This window comes from Paenibacillus vortex V453, assembly GCF_000193415.1.
In the GTDB taxonomy this organism is placed as follows: Bacteria; Bacillota; Bacilli; order Paenibacillales; family Paenibacillaceae; genus Paenibacillus_AQ; species Paenibacillus_AQ glucanolyticus.
The window spans coordinates 154,263-174,394 of sequence record NZ_ADHJ01000053.1; the positions used below are offsets into that span (position 1 = coordinate 154,263).

Below are 20,132 nucleotides of genomic sequence, written 5' to 3' on the forward strand. Positions count from 1 at the left end.
CCTCCTTATTTTCCACGCTGCAGATTCATTCGTTTCTCCAGCCTTTGCACCAGCAAAGACGCGATATAACTGATAATCAGGAACAGAATGCCAACCAGCGTATACGGCTCGAATGCACGAAACGACTGGGAAACGATATTCTTGGCTGTCAGCATCATCTCAACAAGCGTAATGGCACACAGAATCGGTGTCTCCTTAAACATGACAATCAAATAATTGCCCAGCACCGGAATAATAGGCGGCACCGCTTGCGGCAGAATAATGCTCCGCCAGGTTTGAGTTTTCGTGTAATTCAGAGCAGTTGCAGCTTCCCACTGCCCCTTGGGGACCCCTTCGATGCCAGAACGATACACTTCGGACAGATACGTACTGTAATGCAGCCCAAGACCGATCACCCCGGCATAGAAGGCCGGAATGGAGATTCCGGTAAGGAGCGGCAGACTGTAGTACAGGAAGAAGACCTGAACCAGCAGCGGTGTATTGCGGATAAATTCGATAATACCTTTGGTCATGAGCGACACAGGCTTCCACTGGCTTCGAGCAGCAAAGGCAAGCAGCAGCCCGATTATCAAGGCCACCACAAAAGCGCAGAGCGTCACCCATACCGTCATTTTTAATGCACTCAGCAATTCCGGCAGGATATCAAACACATAATTCCAATCCCACATCCGCTATAGCCTCCCCGTCGTCCATTTACGCTCCAGCAGCCGAACTGCCATCGAGACAAGCGTAGCTATGACAAAATACATAAGAAGCAGCAGCACCAGAATCTCGGTTGTCCAGGAAATATAGTTGTTGCGCAGCACCATGGCCTGATACGTCAGATCCGCCATCGTGATGAAATAGACAAGTGACGTAGATTTGATGAGTTCCACCAGCTGATTTCCGAATGGCGGGAGCATTCGCAGTGAAGCTTGAGGCAATATAACATTCCACATCCTTTGCCATGGCTTCATATTAAGCGCCACCGAAGCTTCCCACTGTCCTTTTGGAACAGCCAGCACCGCGCTTCGGACAATCTCGGAGCCATATGCGCCAAAGTTGAATCCAATCGCAAGGATGGCTGCCAGCATTTTGGGAAGCTCAATGCCGATAAACGGAAGAGCAAAATACAACCAGAACAGCTGCACCAGCAAGGAGGTTCCCCGAAAGATTTCCACATACACGGCTGTAACCGTGCGGACGATCCACAGCTTCGACAGTCTGGATAAACCGGCTGCGAAGGACATGGCAATGGCCAGAACAGCTGAAAAGAAGGCGACCAAAACCGTAATCTCCGCTCCTTTCAGCAGAGTAGGAAGAAAATCGATCCATGAATTCGGCATACTATTCACCGCAAAGCGCAGCGGCTGTCATCTCGCCCGGCAGCTCTTCTTCGGTAAATCCAAACTTCTGCAAGATCTCCAGCAGCTCACCTGACTCCTTCATTTTTTCAAGCTCCGCATTATAAGCCTCCTGGAATTCGGTATCCGCTTGACGGAATGCCGTGGCCCCATAGCCCCGAACGCTTTCACCGTCGATGACCGGCTGTTCGAAATCCGCGACGCGTTCGATGTTGTCATCGCTGGCCGAATCGAGCATCGCCTGCAGGGACGGTCCCGTCATGGTAATCGCCTGCACCCGGTCTGCCTGGAGGGCACTGATGGCCGAGGCCTGATCGGGAACCTGTATGATCCGGTCCGAAGGGATGCCTGACTTCTCCATATAGCCGATTTCAACCGCGCCAGTCATGACGGCCACCTTCGCCTGATCATCCTTGGCAATATCTTCGTAACTTCCGAGTCCACTTGGATTCCCTTGCTTCACGGCAAGAGCTTCCCCTATGCTGTACTCCGGATTAGCAAACAAAACGGCGGAGCAGCGGTCCGGATTGATGAACATGCCTGCAGTGATCAGGTCAAACCGTTCCGCCTGAAGCCCGGCAACCAGGGAGCCGAACTCCGTAAGCTCACCTCTCATCTCCTTAATGCCAAGTCGCTCCAGAATGACACGGGCAATCTCAACGGCTTCGCCTGTAAGCTCCCCGCTGGCCTCTTTGTAGGCATAAGGCTTTTCATTGGCAAAACCTACGGTAATGTACCCCTGCTCTTTGGCCCGTTCCAGCGTGCTCCCCTTATCGCCGCAGGCCGCGAGCGATACCACCATAACCAATGACAACAACAGCACAACAACTTTCTTCAACACCTTCCACAACCTTTCGCAATGACTTTGTCGTTCCTAAAAACGGCATGATGAAATTATCCATGTTAACACATGTGTTAACTCGGATATGTGACATTCAGACACACTTGCACAGTCCGGGGGCTCAGGGGAGAGGTTGCATCCATTTCCCTGTGCCTTGTAAACCCAAACCGTCTGACTGATTCAATTGGCTAAACATTAGCAGGCATTGCCCTCCTCTTTTGCAGAATACAAAAAGACCACCAAACAGGGGATCTAGACATAGCTCCGCCAGCAGGGGGTCAAAAAATAGAGAAAAGGCCCCTATAGAGAATAAAGGGCCTTTGTTATGAACATCCATTATGTATACAAGACCCATCCACTGCTGACGAGGTTAGCTGACGGACTCGGGTAAGATGGTACCCTACACTCGTGAATTCAAGTGACTCGCCCCTGATGAAACTGGTTCCCCCGCTCTCCGGAAATGTATGCCGGAAACTAAGCGTGTGTTCATGATAAAGGGAAGCTCAGTAAAAGTCAAACCCCTGGAGCTGCATTTTCTGGAAATTCGGAGGTGAAATCAGCGCTCTTCCAAGGCATATTAGTAGCCATAATCTCCACAAATTCAGGGCTGTCCCCTGCCTGTCGCCTCCTTGTTCGGAGGTGTGTTTTTCGCTATACAGCAGGCATTGCGCCCATCAGATAACAGATAATTCATGCGGTAGATCATTCATGACATGAATCATGAACGATGCAGAGGGGACAAGCCCTCAACTTCGAAACAGAATTTTTTTTTTTCTAACACGATCCACTTATAAGCTTTGTTAGCCCCCAATTTCGCTATTCCAATATCATCACGATCGCTTTTTTTCGCTATTCGTTTATAGACTGATTCCTCAGAGGCTATCGTACATTCTTAAAATAATAGGTATATATCTATCATTTATAAGCTGTTAACCCATGCGGCTAAGAGAGCATTTGCGTAGTATAAAGCAAATCTAAAGGAGGTGCTTGATTTGGATCGTTCTTCTAGAAAGAGAAAATTGTGTGCTCTTAAAAAGATAGAGAAAAAAGTACTGCACGCCAAGAAAAAAAGATGTCCTGATAACGGCAATAGTGGTAAAGGTGGACACAAGCCGATTCGTCGCCACTGTGTCAGAGGTCCCCGCGGACCGGTTGGACCGCAGGGACCTCTTGGACCAGTCGGACCTGTGGGGCCGGTTGGAGCTCTTGGACCCGTTGGACCGGTCGGGCCAGCTGGGCCAATTGGGCCTGCTGGACCTGCTGGATCGTCAACAGGCATTCCGGGTCCAACAGGACCTGCAGGACCCGTTGGACCTGTTGGACCTGTCGGACCTGCCGGTGCTGCTGGAGCGATCGGACCCGTTGGTCCTGCTGGAGCCGTCGGCCCTACTGGGCCAACAGGGGCTACTGGGTTGCCAGGTGGAGGAGCGATCATTCCTTTCGCATCCGGCATACCTCTTGCGCTTACAACCATTGTTGGAGGTTTGGTCGGAACGGTTGGTCTCGTAGGCTTCGGTATTTCGGGTACCAACCGTTACGCTCGCTGGCGGAACGATCGACCTTACGGGTGCGGGAGGTACTGCGCTTGACTTTGCTTTCAATACGCCACGCGCAGGCACCATCACGGCAATTTCCGCAACCTTCAGCAACACCTTGGCACTCGACCTGCTTGGAACTACTGTTACGGTCACAGCCCAGCTGTACAGCGCTCCGGCTACAAGCAATATCTTCACGCCAATCCCCGGTGCCCTTGTCACATTGGCTCCCCCATATACCGGCGCAGTCACATTGGGTACGGTCAGCAACGGCTTCTTGGATGGCCTGGCTATTCCGGTTGCAGCAAATACCCGCTTGTTGATGGTATTCTCCACAACAGCAACAGGTCTGACTCTGATCACTGCAACTGCCGGTTACGGCAGTGCTGGCGTCAGCATTATATAATTTGCCCTATCCCGTATCTGTCATATATAACAAAGAAGCCCCGAGCATGCTCGGGGCTTCTTCATATGGTTTAAACCGCTGTATATCCGCCATCCACCAGCAAGGTGGTGCCAGTAATAAAGGATGCGTCTTCGCTGGCAAGAAACAGCACGGCTTTAGCTACTTCTTCAGGCTGCCCCAAGCGCCCCATCGGATGCAGGCCGACCAAGTGCTGCGTGATCGCTTCAGTTCTTCCCTGAATAAGCGGAGTATCGATATAACCCGGGCACACTGCATTGACCCGGATTCCTCTGGAGGCATAATCAGCGCCCATCGACTGCGTCAGCAGCTTAACGCCGCCTTTAGCCGAAGCATATGCGGTTACTCCTGCTTTTCCGACATGGCTATGGATCGATCCGCAGTTTACAATAGCCCCGCCCGATCCCTGGGATAACAGCTGCTGGATTACATATTTATCACAGAGAAACACGCCTGTAAGATTAATATCAATCGTTCTCTGCCAATTCTCCATCGTTAACTGATCTGCGGGAGCGTCATGCGCAATGCCTGCATTCGCAAACAAGATATCCACACGCCCATACTGCTTGACCGTCTGTTCAACCATGTTGGCAACATCCTGCTCCTTGGTTACATCGGTTTTGACAAACAGGGTGTTAAACCCCGCTGCACTTAATTCGTCTGAAACAGCTTGTCCCCGGTCAGAGAAATCCGCAATAACAACGCTGGCTCCCTCTTTAACAAAAAGCCTTACCGTTGCCTCGCCAATCCCGCTGGCGCCTCCTGTTACGATAACAACCTTCGATTGAAATCTCATCCGTTAACCACTCCTCCTATATCGTTGAATTATTTATCGTATCTCGCCTGCGTTATAATGGCCGCTCAATGGTGAACATATCTCCCAGAGCAGCATAGATGTTCCCCGCCATACGGCTCACAGGCTTCAGCTTGGCAGCGTCAATCCGGCCCTTCTCGTAGAGTTCCTCCGATACGTGAAACCTTACCACGCGGACGATCAGCAGATCAGCAGCTGGCCTCTGTTCTGCGTCATTCAAGGCAACCGCCTGTTCCAGTACACATTCCATGCGAATCTTGCTTTCCTGAATGCCGGGAACGGCAACAGCCTCACTGGCCACCGGCGTCAGATTCGTTCGTTCAATCTCGCTTTCATGCGGTAGAAGATTCGCAGCCGTTTCATTCACGGCTGCCACGTTATCTTCGTCCACGATATGGATGACAAGCTCACCCTTAAGCATGGCATTCCTCGCCGTATCCTTTGCGATGCCATTCTTTCGCTGAACCGAAACGGACAGCATGGGAGGATTGCTGGACACAATCGAGAAATAGCTGAACGGCGCCGCGTTCAGCACGCCATCCGCTGATAATGTTGTAACAAAAGCGATCGGTCGGGGGACAACACTGCCAATCAAAAGCTTGTAATTGTCCCGTTCGTCTTGGACTTTTGGATCAATGGATATCATTTCACTTGCCCCTCTCCAGTGTACGAATTTGGATCGACTCCAGTCCTTCCTCAATTCGGAGGCGTTCTTGCTCCAACCACGCAGGAAGTTTCAATCGTTCACCCAATGAACGGAGATCCTCATCCATCGTAAATCCAGGCACATCCGTGGCAATCTCAAACAATATGCCCCCTCGTTCCCTAAAATATAACGATTTAAAATAATTGCGGTTCATCATATCGGTGGATGCGTACCCGTACTTCTTCACCCATTCCTTCCATTCACCGAGTTCCATATCGTCTTTTGCCCGCCAAGCAATATGATGAGCAGTTCCGGCACCTCCAGCGCCCCAAGAGATATCCCGCATCGGAAGATCAATCATATTCCCGCAGGGTCCCGCGGACGCATACCGGGCATAGTTCACATCCTCCCCAATGAATGTAAGTCCCAGTACCTGCTCAAGCGCCTCCTTCGTTTCCTTCCACTTGCTGCTGAATAGCACCGCACCGCCGAATCCTTTAATTGCTGTCTCCGAAGTAATGTCATCCACGCTCCACCCGCTCATCGATCCGCTGTCCCGCTCAACCAGTTCCAGGCGAAGCCCATCACGATCAGAGAATTGAAGATAAGGCTCATTAAACCTGAACGCTTTCATAACCGAGACGCCAAAGCCCCGCAACCGCTGCTCCCAGTAGGAAAGAGCGCCTTGAGGCACTGCAAATGTGATATAACCGACCTGCCCCCCTCCATGCATGCCTCTTCGCGAAGCAGAAGACGGAAAGAACGTAATAATCGTTCCTGGCTGCCCTGCCTCATCCCCGAAATACAAATGATAAACCTCTGGCGCATCATAATTGACCGTCCTCTTCACCATTCTTAACCCAAGCACGCCAGTATAAAAATCAACGTTCCTCTGCGGATCCTGTGCATAAGCCGTAATATGATGAATGCCTGCCGTTTGTAACGTCATGTTTCTTCTCCCCCTTATCGAACGTTATTTGGTAGATGATCATAGTTATTTGAATACAATCTCAATTTATAATATCTTTAATTAAAGATTATATATTTTCCTATTTGTTGTCAAGCAAGATATTCTGTTCCAAGCCCCTTTCCCTTCATAAAAAAGCCGTCAAGAACGAATACCCGTTCTTAACGGCTTCACTTTTTGCATTCAGCTCATTTCTGAGCTCAAGCTTTTTCCCATTTTTCCTTAAAGAACAGCTGATACACTCTGGTAACCACAATTTTAATGATCATATACACGGGCACCACGATCAGAATTCCGATAATCCCGCCAAGATCCTGTCCCACCAGGACGAGGATGATGATTGTAATCGGGTGAATGGCCAACTGTTTACCAAAGATATACGGACCAATCAGATTATCCTGAACTTGCTGAGCGGCCAGAATGACAACGAGGGACCAGATTGCCGTTCCCGGGGATTGGATGAACCCGATGATAACGATCGGGATGGAGGACAGAATGGCCCCGATAAACGGAATAAAGTTTGCAAAGAACGCTACCACTGTAAGCAGCAAGGCATACGGCAGCCCAATAATGAGGAAGCCGAAGTACATCAAGACGCCCAAAGCCAAATTGACGAGCACCCGTCCCACGATAAACCCTTTGAGTGCGCTATTGATTTCATCCAGTACCGAAGCACCCACTTCCTTGAAGCGGTTCGGCATAAAGCTGACAATCATCTTCCCGAACTTCCCGCCTTCCTTCAGCATGTAGTAGAGCATGATCGGGAACGTAAACAATACAATGGCAAAGTTCGATACAATCGAGAACAGATTCATAATGTAATTCGTGAGGAACGTAAAGCCTTGATTCAAATAGTCGGTTAATTGGGTAAGTGGATTAGAATCCTCCGGAAATATCTCCTTGAACAAACCGTTATTTTCCCATTCCTGCAGCTGTTCCCCTAATGCAGCAAACAACGCAGGCGCATTGTCCACAAGCGCAATGATTTGATCACGCAGGGACGGCCACACTCCGATAATGAATCCCGTGAATATACCGGCAAATACGACATAAATGAGCAGAATCGCCAGCGAGCGATTGAGCTTTCGCTTTTCCAGAAGATCAACCAGCGGCCTGAGCAGGTAATAGAAAAATCCCGATAGCATCAAAGGCACGAGGATAATGGAGAAGAACGAAAGAATCGGTCTGAATATAAAATTCACCAGCGATCCCAAGTAAATAATGATCAGAACCAGGATCACGGCAAGACACAATTTGAAAAACTTATTCATTTTCAGCAAAACAGCATGCCCCTTCTCCTACTTTTTTCAATCATCGTATCATGACAACGAGTTGTGATACAAATAGCAACCGTGACAGCTTGTATGAAATGAAGACGCTGCCGCATCCACCGTTTAAAAACATCGGTTGCACGCCATACTGCGGATATATACTTCTCCTAACGGCTCACGTATAATATGAAGCATTGCAAGGGCAAGGCTATAGTTTAGGAGGATAATAAAAAAACATGCATGTTACTTCCATTATTCTTGGTCTGATCATCGTTCTGAATATTGTGTTCTCCATGTTCGTGGTCTTTAGGGAACGGCGGGATGCCGGCTCGACTTGGGCATGGCTGTTGGTGCTGTCCTTTATACCCATTCTCGGGTTTATTCTGTACCTGCTGTTCGCTCAAAACTTAAGAAGAATCCGACTCTTTCATTGGGATGACCTGCAGAAAACCGGTATTGAGAAGGTGTTACTGTCCCAGATGGAAGGAATGAGTTCCGGGGAATACCCGTTTCGCAACCAGGCCGCCAAGGATAACAGCGATTTGATTCATATGCACATCAACGAAAATCAGGCTATTCTTACGGACGACAACGACGTCGAGATTTTCACGGATGGACGCAAGAAGTTTGAACGACTGTTTCAGGATATTGAGGAAGCCAAAGTCTACATACACATTCAATACTATATTATCCGTCGTGATGAGCTTGGCAAGAAGTTGATGACCCTGTTAACCAAAAAGGTAAAAGAAGGCGTGAAAGTCCGGGTTCTATACGATGAGCTCGGCTCACGTCAATTAACCAAGGGATTCTTCAAGGCATTTCGCGAAGCCGGTGGTGAAGCCGAGGCCTTCTTCCCTTCCAAGCTGCGCTTCATTAATCTGCGCTTAAATTACCGAAATCACCGGAAGCTGGCGATCATTGATGGCAATATCGGCTATGTCGGAGGTTTTAATGTCGGGGATGAGTATTTGGGCCTGAACTCCAAATTCGGGTATTGGCGTGATACCCATCTGCGCATCTTAGGCGAAGCCGTCTACGCGATGCAGGTTCGTTTCATTCTGGACTGGAACCAGGCTTCTCACCATAATGACATCTCCTATGAATCCAATCTGTTTCCCAAGATCAATTCACCGGGTAATGTCGGCATTCAGATTGTCACCAGCGGTCCCGATTCAAGATACGAGCACATCAAGAACGGTTATATCAAAATGATCTCGTCCGCCAAACAATCAATTTATATCCAGACGCCCTATTTTATCCCGGATGCAAGCCTGCTTGATGCGCTTCGCATTGCGGCGCTGTCCGGTGTAGAGGTTCACCTGATGATCCCGGATAAACCGGATCATCCCTTTGTGTACTGGGCAACCTTGTCCTACATCGGGGAGATGCTGAGAACGGGTGCTAACGTATATCTATACAATAACGGGTTCATTCATGCCAAAACCATCATCATTGATGAGAAAATCTCATCCGTTGGCACGGCGAACATTGATGTTCGCAGCTTCAAGCTCAATTTCGAAGTGAATGCCTTCCTGTACGATGAGCAGCTGTCGAAACGATTAACTCGAATATTCCACCATGATCTTCGTGTATCCAGCCAGCTCACCATGAAGCAGTATCTTGAACGCTCGAGATGGGTCAAGTTCAAGGAGTCGATCTCCCGTCTGCTGTCACCTATTCTGTAGGACGACCCGTACACTGCTTTAAATAGATTCGGATGCACATGAAGACTTTGACCGACTGGCAGAGGGCGGCAAGGTCTTTGACCCGCTGAAGATTCAGTTCTGGGGAACGCTTTTCGGTGTGCTGGAGGACAAGTTCGGCGTATTATGGCAAGTTACAACAGAAGCTCAAATCAATTAAACGAAGAAGGCCCTTCAAGTTACCTTGGAGGGCCTTCTTCTCATATTAGCTCCGTGGTTAGAGAGCCGCGGCTGGTTTAACGTTTTTATTGAAAACTCAATAATGGATGTGTTATTCCAACACCGGTTAACCTGCCTCCGACGGTTTTTCTCCACTCCACCGCTCGGCAATCTCGGCAGCCGCCAAACGGCTTGTATCCAGAATATCCTTTTTATCCAGAATAGCGTGCCCCTGCGCACGGATGATCTGATAATCGGTAATGCCCAGAAATTCGAACATGGATTTCAAATACTTATGCGAATATTCAACCTCACTATACCAATCGTTCTCGGTATATATCCCATCACTGCCCTGAATCACCACAACGCTTCGCCCATCCGTAAGGAGTCCCTCGGAACCGCTTTCGGTGTATCTGAACGTTTCCTGCGGTATGATGATGTTGTCCAAATAATCCTTCAGCCTGGAAGGGACGTTAAAATTATGCAGCGGCATAGCGATCACATATTTCGTAGCCCTCTTGAACTGCTGCAAGATTTCTGCCATCCGGCCCATCACCTTCTCCTCATCTTCTGTTAGAAGCTCCCTGGTTTCAAGCTTCTCCCACCCGTTCAACAAATTCACATCAATGGCAGGCACATGCTCTCGATATAAATCAATCTGTTCGAGCACGCTCTCAGGACTATGTGCGCGATACTGGCTTATGAAATGATCCAACACCTGCAAGCTTAGAGAATCTGCACTTACAACTCTAGGATGGGCATTAATGACAAGTACTCTTTCCATATGAACCATTCACTCCTTTAATATGTTGTTTGTTCCAGATAACCGATAACCCGTAATGACGAAGTGGATCCACCTCCTTGTTAGAATCAAGATTCAGTTGTGAAGCTCATTATTTTATATTAAATTTGTTTGTACATACAATTATAATTCGTGAAAATAAAGACCTCAGTCCTTATTCTCTAATTGATCGCTAACCTCATAGAGCCGCAGTGATAATTCGTCGCCTTCAGCGTTGCCTAAGATGGCACCATACCGGCTGCGCAGATGGTTCCAGCATTCGTGAATAACCTCTTCGAGCGCTTTCCCTTTATCCGTTGTGTAAATCAGCGACATCCTTCCCTCTACCCGATTATACACGAGGCCTTTGACGGCCAGCTTCTCAATCAGTCGGGTAACCGTAGAAGGCTGAAGATGGAGAATTTCGCCTAATTCCTTCTGCGAGATCCCTTCCTTCTCATACACAGCCATAAGTAAATAAGCATACGTTGGTGATAATCCGCTTGCGGCAAACTCGTCTTCTGCCATCTTCGTAATCACCCGGCTAAGACGATTGGCTGTAAAGTACAGGCATTCTTTGATATACGTATTCAGCATCATGGCTACCTCTTTCGCTAAGTTCATCACGATGATCAACCATTTATTGTTTGCACATACAAATATAATGGATTTCCAAATAAAAGTAAAGCGGCAGTTTCCCCATAACACTTGGAGTCTTCCGCCGCTTCATTTTATGGTTTCTATGCTTCATTACGGTTTGTGCTTTTAATGTGAATCACTTTTATTCTACGTGACCCGGATCCATGTACATGACTTCCCACAGATGACCATCTGGATCCTGGAAGCTCCATCCATACATAAATCCATGATCCACCGGGTCATTGGAAGGCGATCCCCCTGCAGCGAGTGCATGATTCACGATTTCGTCTACCTGCTCACGACTGTCTGCCGACAATGCCAGAATAACTTCCGTTGTATTGGCCGCATTGGACAAATCTTTCTTCGTGAAAGTTTTGAAATAATCCTCGGTGAGCAGCATCGCAAAAATATTGTCGCCGATTACCAGGCAGGCTGCGTTCTTATCCGTAAATTGCGCGTTAAATTCAAAACCGATTTTCGAGAAGAATTCCTTCGTTTTCTCCAGGTCCTTTACAGGCAGGTTCACAAAAATATTATCGCATTTCAACGCCATCTCGGGATCACCTCATTTTATTTGATAGACTCATCTTAACACGGGCAGCAGTACAACATTTCTCTTCACTTGCTATGTTCAAACCATTATTCGTCGAATTCAGTGAAAAACACATCCGTCAAAATGGCCTCCGCTCTCTTCAAGCTGGGGGAATCCAGCCTGCGGAGCATGCTCAGGATTCTCTCGATCTCCTCCGTTTCACTTCCGAAAACCGATAGCGGAACCCCCTCAGTCTTGAGTTGGTCTTCGGGGAGGCACATTTCGCCAGCTTCCCCTTGAATCAGGCTCGGCTCCTCGCTGTCTTCAAAGTTAACCCAAGATGCATCGATCGTATCCTGCATACTCCGATTCAAAAATCGCAGTTCATCCTCGCTGTATCTTCGCAAGAAAAGGCTGATTCCGAGATCCATTTGCTCGTGCAGCGCACCATGCAGCTTGAAGATCTCTCTTCCGGCAGGAGTCAGCGTAAATATGATTTCTTTTTTGTTATCCGGCAGATTCTCCATATGGAGAATCTGTTTATCAACCAATCTTTTGGTTATTTTGGAGACGCTGCCCTTCGGAATCCCGAACTGTTTGGAAATCGTGATCCCGTTAACAGGCTCCAATCTGCCTACCGCATCCACCACGTGCAGCATCGTAACGGTCATTTCCCTCAGCAACTCGATTAGCTCCGGCTGATTGCAGCGTTGTATCATCCACTGTCTCTCTTCGTCATCCTCGGCCTGGAATTTCTTCTGCAGCACGGAAACCTTCTGCTTTAATTCAAGGATCCATTGATCCTTCCGAGAGGTTCGTTCCCAAGAAGAAGCAGAATTCCGGTCTATTTCCATATCCGTATCTCCTTACGCTCGGCTATCGTCCTATTTAGTATAACAAGATCCTGGAACTAATTAAAGTTTCCTTGGAAACAATATTGACTTAATGGGCATGGATATATTAAATCGTTCCCTAGAAACATATTTATAATGGCGGAAACAATATTCCTGAGAAGAGAGGTCATTTATGAGAGCCGTTATTGTGTTTGATCATCCCTATGGCGGAAAGGCATCCGAAAATGTTGCCCACCGAAGAAGTTTTCCCGAAGCACGGGTTCGTTTTCTGAACCATACGCAGCAGCGTTTCAGCCGACTGTAAGCTGTACCCATGAATCGAAAAAAAGATGCCTCCAGGCAGCGTCAAACCGCCTGAAAGGCATCCATTTAATTTGATTCCGTCATGTTTATTAGTTCAATAACTCCGCTACGCGCAGCAATCTCATGACAGTTACAACCGTTTGAGCTTTCGTCACATGGGATTGCGGATCCAGCTTGGCAGCGGATACCCCCTGCATAATCTTCTGTTCCACTACGAAGGCGACGGACAACTTCGCATAGGACGACACCTTGGAGTGATCTTTGAATTTGTTTAACAGCCCTTGATCAGCCTCATTCTTCTTGCCTGCATATTCCAGTACACTGCTCAGGATGACAGCCAATTCCTCACGGGTAATCAGACTGTTTGGATCAAAGATATCGCCTGTACGCCCCTTCACCAGCCCTGCTGCCTTGGCAGCCGCAATTTCTTTGGCATAAGGGGCATTCGCGCTCACATCCTGGAAGTTAGCAAGGCTATCATCTGGAAGAATACCCAGCCCTTTCACTACAATGGATATCATTTCGGCACGGGTAATGTTTTTATTCGCACCAAACGTGCTGATGCTCTCCCCAGACACAATCAGCTTCGCAGCCGCTTGTGCCACGTCTTCCTGTGCCCAAGCAGGAATCCTATCGTTAAACCGGACATCCTGCTGAAGCAGAGCATAAATACCGCTTCCCGTCTTCCTCATCTCCACGGTAACCGTACCGTCCGCATTCACCTTATACAAGGTTGGAGAGGATCGAAGCTCATTTGTGCCTGATATATAAACCACTCCGCCCGCGCGCTTTGTATCTATCTTTTTGGCATCCACGGTTACCAGCTCACTGACATAGGATTTCCCGTAATGTTTCAGCTCCGTAGTTGTTTTATCCGCGTTCAGCTGCTCGAGCTTGAACAACAGCGGAGAAGTCAGAGTTTCTTTACCCTTAAGCAGGGATGCCACGCTCGTTGCATCGGCTGCACCGGGAGCCACAATGGAGACTTTCACATGGCCGGAAACCGAGATCAGCGAAGCCGGAATCCGATATTCTGTGCCGTTTACGATAACGGACAGACTTGCCTGGGCTCCTTTTTTCGCGATGGCTGCAATCACTTCTTGTGGAATCTCAAACTCAGCCTGCTTCGCACCCGTGCCCGCATGAATCTGGAAACTGGAAGAGTCCGAAAGGTTAATGCTGTTAACTGCTGCTGCCGTTGGCACGGTAACCACTGCCTTATCTCCCTCAAGCACAACTTTTGCTTCCAGTTCATCCTTTCCTTTAGGCGGCTGCGGCGTCGAAGGCGTAGTAGAACCGGATCCGCTTGATCCGCCGGAACCCTCAGATCCGCCTGTGCTGTTGCCAGAAGTCGTAACGCTCAGTAGATTCGAAGCGCTGGACACGCGGTTAATTTCATCCCCCGCCCGATCCACAGCAAGCACATGAATCTTGTAATTCGTTAGAGCGTTAAGGCCATTAATGATATAACCCTTCTCGGTGACTGAACCTACCAATGCATGGTTCACATAGACTTCGTACCCCGTTGCCCCTGGCACTGCATCCCATGTGACTTGAATGGAGCTGGAGTCGGCATTGACCCGTTGAAGATTCGTTGGGGCCTGTAATGCTGAAGCATTGACTTTGCCGTTAACCGGCAGGTCATGGACTAATTGGGTGGTTAATGTTTTATTACGATCACCACTTATTTCCCAGCTCATGACGCCTGCAATATCCAACGATTTCACGATGGAAGCCGCATACTTCATGGTGTTCTTATCGTTGTAGGTGATGAACACTTTATTCTGATCATTGTACAGATAAGGCACCTTAGCCGATTCGTTCCAATATCTCTTGTACCCGTTCTTGTCGATGTAGTTGTTCTCGAGATCACTGAAATCGAAAATGGCATTTTCCCAAGACTTCAAATCAGTCCCGCCCTTATTGCAAGTCTGATACTGACCAAGTGGCCCGCAGCCATCCCAGCCCTTGCCATAGTAGGGTACTCCCACAATCAATTTATGCTGTGGTACCCCGCCATTCAGATGGCCTAACAATCCGCCAAGCACATGATTTCTTGGAGCAGAAGACTTTGAAAGAGCTTTATCATAGAACAATGGTGAATTATGATGACCAAACGGGTCATCTTTGCCACTATAGTCATAAGTCATAATATTAATGAAATCCAGATACTGGACTGAATTCGCAAAATCTGCGTTAACGGTAAAGTTATCTCCCTGACCGGAAGCAATCGTCAGCAGATAATATTTTCCATCTTCTGACCCCGCAGCATCCAATGCCTCGCGAACGGTTTTCATTAATAATGTGAAGTTTTCTTTATCCTCCGGTGCTCTGGAGTTCGACTCTTCACCTTCTTCAACAGGATATTCCCAGTCAACATCCAGACCATCAAACTTATAATCTCGTAGGAACTTCACAGCAGAATTAGCAAAAGTACGGCGTGTTTCTTCCGTCATGGCTACGTTAGAAAAATTATCAGACCAAGTCCAGCCTCCTACTGAAACCATAAGCTTCAAATGAGGGTTCGATGCCTTGATAGATTCGAAAGCTGCGAAATTCTGAAAATCAAATGTCGGATCTCCAATCACAATTTCTCCGTCATGGACGTATCGATCCTGTGCAGGAATATTAGGGTCTTCGCAGGCTCTCGGCCCGCTCCCGTATTTTTTCCAGCATATATCGGCGAAGGCATAGTTAATGTGGGTGATCTGTGATACATCCAAGTCACCAGGATGAAAATTACGCTCTTCGGTACTAGCTGACCAAGAAGTGTAGTACGTAATATTGTTATAATTGCTGCCAGGCACTACCGACACAGCTTCGCTTTCAGACGAAGTCCATAGGCTGTTATGACCCACTACCTTATACGAATAGGTCTTTCCTTCTTCCAGTCCAGCAGCTACATATCGGCTCCCGCTACTCGAGCCAACCTTTACCCCATCCTGATAAATGTCGTAACTTGTGGCCCCGGGCACCGGTGCCCAGCCCAGTGAAGCCGTAGATCGTGTAGAAGTGACTACTTGTAACCCTCGAGGTTGAGCCAGCTCCCCCCATTTAAGGGTAACAGCATTACTATTGGCGGATGCTTCCAAAGCTCCATTCACACTTCTCTGTGCACCTACTTTAAAAGTATAAGTCTCTCCTGCTTCCAAAGGTCCATAAGTAGCCGTGGTAACGGAGTTTTCCCAAGTGCCGCCTTTCCATGCTCCATTAATATAAATGTCATAGGCTTCGGCCCCGGGACTCGAACCCCAACTCAGCGTAACCGTATCTTCCGTTGCATCTTCAATCTTAAGATGACTTGGAGGAGTCAACGGTGTATCTTTATATTCAGCTTCATCTTTGGTTGTGGTGAATTCCAATACATTGCTTTTGTGTTCTTTTTTCACGTCGCCGTCCCAAGTAATATAGATTCGGTAGGTCGTTTCAGGTGTCAATCCGGTCACCGCACGAGTCCAGAAGTTTCCCCATGCCAGCCAGTTGCCTGAATCCGCGTCCCACACTTGTATATTATTTTCACCTTCGACGGGTTTGAAATCCCATTGAAATATCGCCATGTTATGAGAGACACTTTCAATACGAAGATTCTGCGGCGCCAACGGATCCTGAGATCCATAAGTTGCGCTTGTTACCGTCAACGGATCGACGCTGGAACTGACTGCCGGTATGTCTGAGGGAGGGGCACCATCTGAAGCATAGGATACAGGCGCGTTGAGAAGAGGGGTAAAGATAAGGATTAGAGCCAGAAACCATACCACCCATTTCGGGTGCTTTTTCGTCATAAATGAGTTCACCGTTTTCACCTCTGTCGATATATTTCGATTGCAAAGGATACAGCATTACCATGAATGTCTGTTCTCTCGGTGTCATCGGGTTATATCCATGATGGCTTGCCCCATTTCGAATTTCGCCCGAAATTCAACTTATTTTGAAAGCGGTTACTATTTTTTCCAGATGGATTGTGTAACGTTTATCATATCCCCCTCTTCATTCCAGTATATCAATCTCTTATCCCAACGCTCTGCTACAGCCTCCCTTCAAAGAACTTCATATATTTAATGCATATTCATATTTGTATCATGGAACCTAACCTCTCTATTGAGAAGGGATACATTTCCATAAACATGGGATAAAATCTTGTGATTTTATATTCTGTTAATAAATTCAACATGGATCGAATCTACAGGCAGCTGAACGCTGATTTTGAGGGAAAAGGTATACAACCCTTGCCCCTCTCAAAATGCGCCCGGAAACCAGCTCTATACAAGGACTTATGCTCCCTATTTCGTACCCTGACCTGCTGTTTCTGCTTGCGCTCGGCGGTTGTTGATGCTGAATTTCATTCAACATATCGCTTTACGTTAAATAATAAAATCCGATATACTATTGATAATAGATATACTGTGTTGTACGATGTATATGCAAAAGGTAGCTGTGAAAGGCGGAACAAATATAACGTATATATGAAAAACAAACCCGTTTTTCAAGAAAAAGAAGTAATTTAGGGGGTTAACATACATGTGAGAAAAGAGAAATTCACCGCTTGTTAGGCAGAATGGCGTTGGTAAACCATACAATATGAAATAGAGAAGAGGAATGCCTTATGAAAATACGTAGTCAAATTACATTTGCAAGTCTGGCCCTTTTAATAACTGGAATTTCCCTGCAATACTCATCACCAACCTCAATTGTAAAAGCAGAACCCACTCAAAATGTATCTCGTCCGTTACAAACAAGCACTCAACGAGATCATAATTCCGTCAAGCAAGCCATGCGGGATACATTGCAACTTGGATTCCCGGGGATACTTGTTAAAACATCTGAGGGTGGAAAAACGTGGGGTTATGCGACTGGGGTAGCGAATCTAAGCACCGGAAAACCAATGGAAACAGATTTTCGCTTTCGCATTGGCAGCGTGACGAAGACGTTCACCGCAACAGTTGTACTTCAATTAGCTGAAGAGAACCGCTTGAATCTTGACGACTCCATCGAAAAATGGCTGCCTGGTGTCATTCAAGGAAACGGATATCATGGTAAACAGATTACCATCCGGCAGATATTGAACCACACGAGTGGTATCGCTGAATATTCAAGGTCAAAAGACGTTGATTTTATGGATACAAAAAAATCGTATACGGCTGAAGAAATAGTGAAGATGGGGATTTCTCTGCCCCCAGACTTTGCCCCAGGAAAGGGCTGGTCTTATTCAAACACAGGATACGTATTACTGGGTATTCTTATTGAAAAAGTAACCGGAAACAGCTACGCGGAAGAGATTGAGAATCGGATTATTGAACCGCTTGAATTGTCGGATACATTCCTGCCTGGCAATTCAAGCGTTATTCCAGGCACCAAGCATGCTCGGGGATATTCCCAACCAGACGAAGCAAGTGAGATAAAAGACGTTACTTACTATAACCCAAGTGCAGGCAGCTCGGCTGGAGATATGATTTCTACTGCTGACGACTTGAATAAATTCTTCTCTTCCTTGCTCGGCGGTAAATTACTGAAGGAACAGCAACTAAAACAAATGCTTACTACAGTTCCTACAGGAAGAGCAGGAATCGATGGATATGGTCTTGGAATCTTTGAAACTAAGCTTCCAAACGGTGTCTCGATATGGGGACACACAGGTGGCATTCTAGGGTTTTCTACTATTGCTGGAGGTACACTTGGAGGCAAGCATACATTGGTCGTCAGTTTGAACAGTTTGGGCAGAGATCATAGTCCTAATCCTTTTGAAAATATTTTACTTGCTGAATTTAGCAAATAGGCAAAAAGGAAAAACGATAAAGTAGCAAGCGATTCCCTCTATTACGTTGAATGATAAAATTCTGATGTACTATTGATATTTGATATACTGTGTTATACGATGTATATGCAGGAGGTATAATATCATGAATGTCGAAGATTGGAAATCACAAATTAAGCGAGGAACACTCGAATTTTGTATTCTAATGCTAATAAAGCAGCGACCCTATTATGGGTATGAAATCATAAGTAAGTTAGAGCAGTATCCTATTGTTGCTGCAAAAGAAAATACAATTTATCCTCTGCTTAGAAGATTATTGAAAGAAGAATATGTTTCTTCATCTTGGCAAGAAAGTACAGAGGGTTTGCCACCGAGAAAATATTATTCCATTACAGACAAAGGAAACGAATACTTAAACGCGATGTCCTTAGAATGGGATAATTTATTACTTGCTATAGCAGAAATTAAGGGAGTGTGAAATTTTGGATAAAATTACGAATGACTATCTTGAAAAAATTGAAAAGCATTTGAAATCTATGTCCGTTTCGGAGCGTATGGACATTGTAAAAGAAATCAAAAGTGTAATGCTTGAATTACAAAATAATGGTGTATCTTCTGAACAAATCATCGAGCGGTTAGGAAACCCAAAAGAATTAGCGAAAGCATACTTAGGTGAATCCATTTCAAAGAACAGTAAATTTAGTTGGCGTAAATTCGGTGCTGTATTTGCATTTTGCAGCAGCTTTGCAGGCGTCAGCGGTATGTTTCTTTTACCTCTTCTCAGTACTCTTTCCATTGCTTTAATGATTAGTGGAGTTATTACACCCATAGGTGGAATTATTAAATTTGTTGGATATCTTATGGGATACGATATTGCCGGCATAACAATCGAAATGGGAACATATACACCAAGCCCATTGCTGTTCCTACCAATTTCTATTGTGATTGGTGTGTTGATGTTTTGGCTCGGGAAAGTGTTATGGAAACTTACAATTAAATACATACACGCCATTAGTCAGAAAAAGAAAACATTGTATTAATAAGGAAGAACGGGGCGGGGCGCTCATTCTTTGACCAACCGCTCCCCGTTTTCAATATGATGGAGAAAGAGCCCTTCAAGGGCTCTTTCTCTTTTATTTATGGTTTATATCAAACCGATTCATTGAATCGAACTTAAATGCTCATGCTTTAATTTCCATGATCCCTCGACATCTCGAATAAACACATTGGTGGCTCTGCCGCTCCCGGACATAAATGTCCCCTGGTGATAACCCTCGAAGTGGTAGGTGTAGATACACACCGCCGAATGGGCATCACTCGCAATCCATTCCACATCCTCCGCCCGGTATACCTCCTCCCGAATGGCATCCCACGCCTGCTCGAAATACAACCTGATCTCATCCAAGGTCGTGCAGCTCCGGTCCGAAAACCAATAAACCGCCTCTTCATCCAGCAGCCGGGCCACTTGATCAAAGTCATGTGTGTTCGTAGCCGCAATATAAGCCTCAAGTGCGTTCTGATATGACATTTCGCTTAACCTCCCATCTCTAATCCATTATAAGGATGGC

19 protein-coding genes, 1 pseudogene and 1 riboswitch are annotated in these 20,132 nt (G+C 46.8%); of the genes and pseudogenes, 6 read left to right on the forward strand and 14 right to left on the reverse strand.

From position 1 onward, the window contains the following. Positions 1–5 precede the first annotated feature (5 nt). From ehuD to PVOR_RS33195, 4 genes and pseudogenes are all read right to left on the reverse strand, one after another. Positions 6–668 carry an ectoine/hydroxyectoine ABC transporter permease subunit EhuD gene (gene ehuD, locus PVOR_RS27440; RefSeq protein WP_006212830.1) on the reverse strand — a complete coding sequence of 221 codons (663 nt, stop codon included), beginning with the start codon at positions 666–668 and terminating at the stop codon, positions 6–8. A 3-nt stretch (positions 669–671) separates the two neighbouring features. Continuing rightward, the gene (ehuC, locus tag PVOR_RS27445; RefSeq protein WP_006212831.1) at positions 672–1,325 is read right to left on the reverse strand and encodes an ectoine/hydroxyectoine ABC transporter permease subunit EhuC; all 654 of its coding nucleotides are present in this window, start codon (positions 1,323–1,325) and stop codon (positions 672–674) included. A 1-nt stretch (position 1,326) separates the two neighbouring features. Further along, on the reverse strand, positions 1,327–2,181 hold the full coding sequence (gene ehuB / locus PVOR_RS27450; RefSeq protein WP_006212832.1) for an ectoine/hydroxyectoine ABC transporter substrate-binding protein EhuB: 855 nt from the start codon (positions 2,179–2,181) through the stop codon (positions 1,327–1,329). A gap of 347 nt (positions 2,182–2,528) precedes the next feature. Continuing rightward, positions 2,529–2,675: riboswitch (cyclic di-AMP (ydaO/yuaA leader) on the reverse strand. A 644-nt stretch (positions 2,676–3,319) separates the two neighbouring features. After that, positions 3,320–3,619 (reverse strand): annotated as a pseudogene (locus PVOR_RS33195) (hypothetical protein); the annotation flags it as partial. Positions 3,620–3,738: 119 nt separating this feature from the next. Between PVOR_RS33195 and PVOR_RS32920 the strand changes: the two are divergent. Then, a complete protein-coding gene (locus tag PVOR_RS32920; RefSeq protein ID WP_138917817.1) occupies positions 3,739–4,125 on the forward strand; it encodes an exosporium glycoprotein BclB-related protein in 387 nt (128 codons plus the stop codon). Positions 4,126–4,195: 70 nt separating this feature from the next. On the opposite strand, the gene PVOR_RS27465 is transcribed toward PVOR_RS32920, so the two are convergent. The 4 genes from PVOR_RS27465 to PVOR_RS27480 form a co-directional block, all read right to left on the reverse strand. Further along, positions 4,196–4,939 carry an SDR family NAD(P)-dependent oxidoreductase gene (locus PVOR_RS27465; RefSeq protein ID WP_006212835.1) on the reverse strand — a complete coding sequence of 248 codons (744 nt, stop codon included), beginning with the start codon at positions 4,937–4,939 and terminating at the stop codon, positions 4,196–4,198. Between the two features lie 52 nt (positions 4,940–4,991). Further along, positions 4,992–5,603 (reverse strand): flavin reductase family protein, encoded by a 612-nt coding sequence (locus PVOR_RS27470; RefSeq protein ID WP_006212836.1) that lies wholly within the window; start codon positions 5,601–5,603, stop codon positions 4,992–4,994. Between the two features lies 1 nt (position 5,604). Beyond that, complete coding sequence (locus PVOR_RS27475; protein ID WP_006212837.1) at positions 5,605–6,552, reverse strand: VOC family protein; 948 nt, start codon at positions 6,550–6,552, stop codon at positions 5,605–5,607. Positions 6,553–6,770: 218 nt separating this feature from the next. Beyond that, complete coding sequence (locus PVOR_RS27480; RefSeq protein WP_006212838.1) at positions 6,771–7,850, reverse strand: AI-2E family transporter; 1,080 nt, start codon at positions 7,848–7,850, stop codon at positions 6,771–6,773. A 227-nt stretch (positions 7,851–8,077) separates the two neighbouring features. On the opposite strand from PVOR_RS27480, the gene cls reads away from it, so the two are divergent. Further along, positions 8,078–9,526, forward strand: a complete 1,449-nt coding sequence (cls, locus tag PVOR_RS27485) for a cardiolipin synthase (protein WP_006212839.1) — start codon at positions 8,078–8,080, stop codon at positions 9,524–9,526. A 304-nt stretch (positions 9,527–9,830) separates the two neighbouring features. Here cls and PVOR_RS27490 read toward each other — a convergent pair whose 3' ends face one another. From PVOR_RS27490 to PVOR_RS27505, 4 genes are all read right to left on the reverse strand, one after another. Beyond that, positions 9,831–10,487, reverse strand: coding sequence for an FMN-dependent NADH-azoreductase (locus tag PVOR_RS27490; RefSeq protein WP_006212840.1), 657 nt, complete (start codon positions 10,485–10,487; stop codon positions 9,831–9,833). A gap of 165 nt (positions 10,488–10,652) precedes the next feature. After that, positions 10,653–11,081, reverse strand: coding sequence for a MarR family winged helix-turn-helix transcriptional regulator (locus PVOR_RS27495; RefSeq protein ID WP_040681070.1), 429 nt, complete (start codon positions 11,079–11,081; stop codon positions 10,653–10,655). A gap of 184 nt (positions 11,082–11,265) precedes the next feature. Beyond that, a complete protein-coding gene (locus tag PVOR_RS27500) occupies positions 11,266–11,676 on the reverse strand; it encodes a VOC family protein (protein ID WP_006212842.1) in 411 nt (136 codons plus the stop codon). Positions 11,677–11,762: 86 nt separating this feature from the next. After that, positions 11,763–12,509, reverse strand: coding sequence for a winged helix DNA-binding protein (locus tag PVOR_RS27505; RefSeq protein WP_006212843.1), 747 nt, complete (start codon positions 12,507–12,509; stop codon positions 11,763–11,765). A gap of 172 nt (positions 12,510–12,681) precedes the next feature. Between PVOR_RS27505 and PVOR_RS32695 the strand changes: the two genes are divergently transcribed. After that, a complete protein-coding gene (locus PVOR_RS32695) occupies positions 12,682–12,813 on the forward strand; it encodes a hypothetical protein (RefSeq protein WP_006212844.1) in 132 nt (43 codons plus the stop codon). 88 nt (positions 12,814–12,901) lie between these two features. Here PVOR_RS32695 and PVOR_RS27510 read toward each other — a convergent pair whose 3' ends face one another. Then, entirely contained in the window at positions 12,902–16,594 is a 3,693-nt protein-coding gene (locus PVOR_RS27510) for a glycosyl hydrolase family 18 protein (RefSeq protein WP_006212845.1), read from the reverse strand. Between the two features lie 821 nt (positions 16,595–17,415). On the opposite strand from PVOR_RS27510, the gene PVOR_RS27515 reads away from it, so the two are divergent. The 3 genes from PVOR_RS27515 to PVOR_RS27525 all read left to right on the forward strand — a co-directional run bounded on the left by PVOR_RS27515 (position 17,416) and on the right by PVOR_RS27525 (position 19,604). After that, on the forward strand, positions 17,416–18,585 hold the full coding sequence (locus PVOR_RS27515; RefSeq protein ID WP_006212846.1) for a serine hydrolase domain-containing protein: 1,170 nt from the start codon (positions 17,416–17,418) through the stop codon (positions 18,583–18,585). Positions 18,586–18,709: 124 nt separating this feature from the next. After that, on the forward strand, positions 18,710–19,042 hold the full coding sequence (locus PVOR_RS27520; RefSeq protein WP_006212847.1) for a PadR family transcriptional regulator: 333 nt from the start codon (positions 18,710–18,712) through the stop codon (positions 19,040–19,042). A gap of 4 nt (positions 19,043–19,046) precedes the next feature. After that, positions 19,047–19,604, forward strand: coding sequence for a DUF1700 domain-containing protein (locus PVOR_RS27525; RefSeq protein ID WP_006212848.1), 558 nt, complete (start codon positions 19,047–19,049; stop codon positions 19,602–19,604). A gap of 119 nt (positions 19,605–19,723) precedes the next feature. Here PVOR_RS27525 and PVOR_RS27530 read toward each other — a convergent pair whose 3' ends face one another. Continuing rightward, positions 19,724–20,092: a YybH family protein gene (locus PVOR_RS27530; RefSeq protein ID WP_006212849.1), complete on the reverse strand. Its 369-nt coding sequence runs from the start codon at positions 20,090–20,092 to the stop codon at positions 19,724–19,726. Positions 20,093–20,132: the final 40 nt, after the last annotated feature.

Excerpts from the sequence above, each read along its gene's own strand:
- ehuD (WP_006212830.1), bottom strand. The coding sequence starts at position 668 with ATGTGGGATTGGAATTATGTGTTTGATATCCTGCCGGAATTGCTGAGT.
- ehuC (WP_006212831.1), bottom strand. The coding sequence starts at position 1,325 with ATGCCGAATTCATGGATCGATTTTCTTCCTACTCTGCTGAAAGGAGCG.
- PVOR_RS27465 (WP_006212835.1), bottom strand. The coding sequence starts at position 4,939 with ATGAGATTTCAATCGAAGGTTGTTATCGTAACAGGAGGCGCCAGCGGG.
- PVOR_RS27470 (WP_006212836.1), bottom strand. The coding sequence starts at position 5,603 with ATGATATCCATTGATCCAAAAGTCCAAGACGAACGGGACAATTACAAG.
- PVOR_RS27475 (WP_006212837.1), bottom strand. The coding sequence starts at position 6,552 with ATGACGTTACAAACGGCAGGCATTCATCATATTACGGCTTATGCACAG.
- cls (WP_006212839.1), top strand. The coding sequence starts at position 8,078 with ATGCATGTTACTTCCATTATTCTTGGTCTGATCATCGTTCTGAATATT.
- PVOR_RS27490 (WP_006212840.1), bottom strand. The coding sequence starts at position 10,487 with ATGGAAAGAGTACTTGTCATTAATGCCCATCCTAGAGTTGTAAGTGCA.
- PVOR_RS27495 (WP_040681070.1), bottom strand. The coding sequence starts at position 11,081 with ATGCTGAATACGTATATCAAAGAATGCCTGTACTTTACAGCCAATCGT.
- PVOR_RS27500 (WP_006212842.1), bottom strand. The coding sequence starts at position 11,676 with ATGGCGTTGAAATGCGATAATATTTTTGTGAACCTGCCTGTAAAGGAC.
- PVOR_RS27505 (WP_006212843.1), bottom strand. The coding sequence starts at position 12,509 with ATGGAAATAGACCGGAATTCTGCTTCTTCTTGGGAACGAACCTCTCGG.
- PVOR_RS32695 (WP_006212844.1), top strand. The coding sequence starts at position 12,682 with ATGAGAGCCGTTATTGTGTTTGATCATCCCTATGGCGGAAAGGCATCC.
- PVOR_RS27510 (WP_006212845.1), bottom strand. The coding sequence starts at position 16,594 with ATGACGAAAAAGCACCCGAAATGGGTGGTATGGTTTCTGGCTCTAATC.
- PVOR_RS27515 (WP_006212846.1), top strand. The coding sequence starts at position 17,416 with ATGAAAATACGTAGTCAAATTACATTTGCAAGTCTGGCCCTTTTAATA.
- PVOR_RS27520 (WP_006212847.1), top strand. The coding sequence starts at position 18,710 with ATGAATGTCGAAGATTGGAAATCACAAATTAAGCGAGGAACACTCGAA.
- PVOR_RS27530 (WP_006212849.1), bottom strand. The coding sequence starts at position 20,092 with ATGTCATATCAGAACGCACTTGAGGCTTATATTGCGGCTACGAACACA.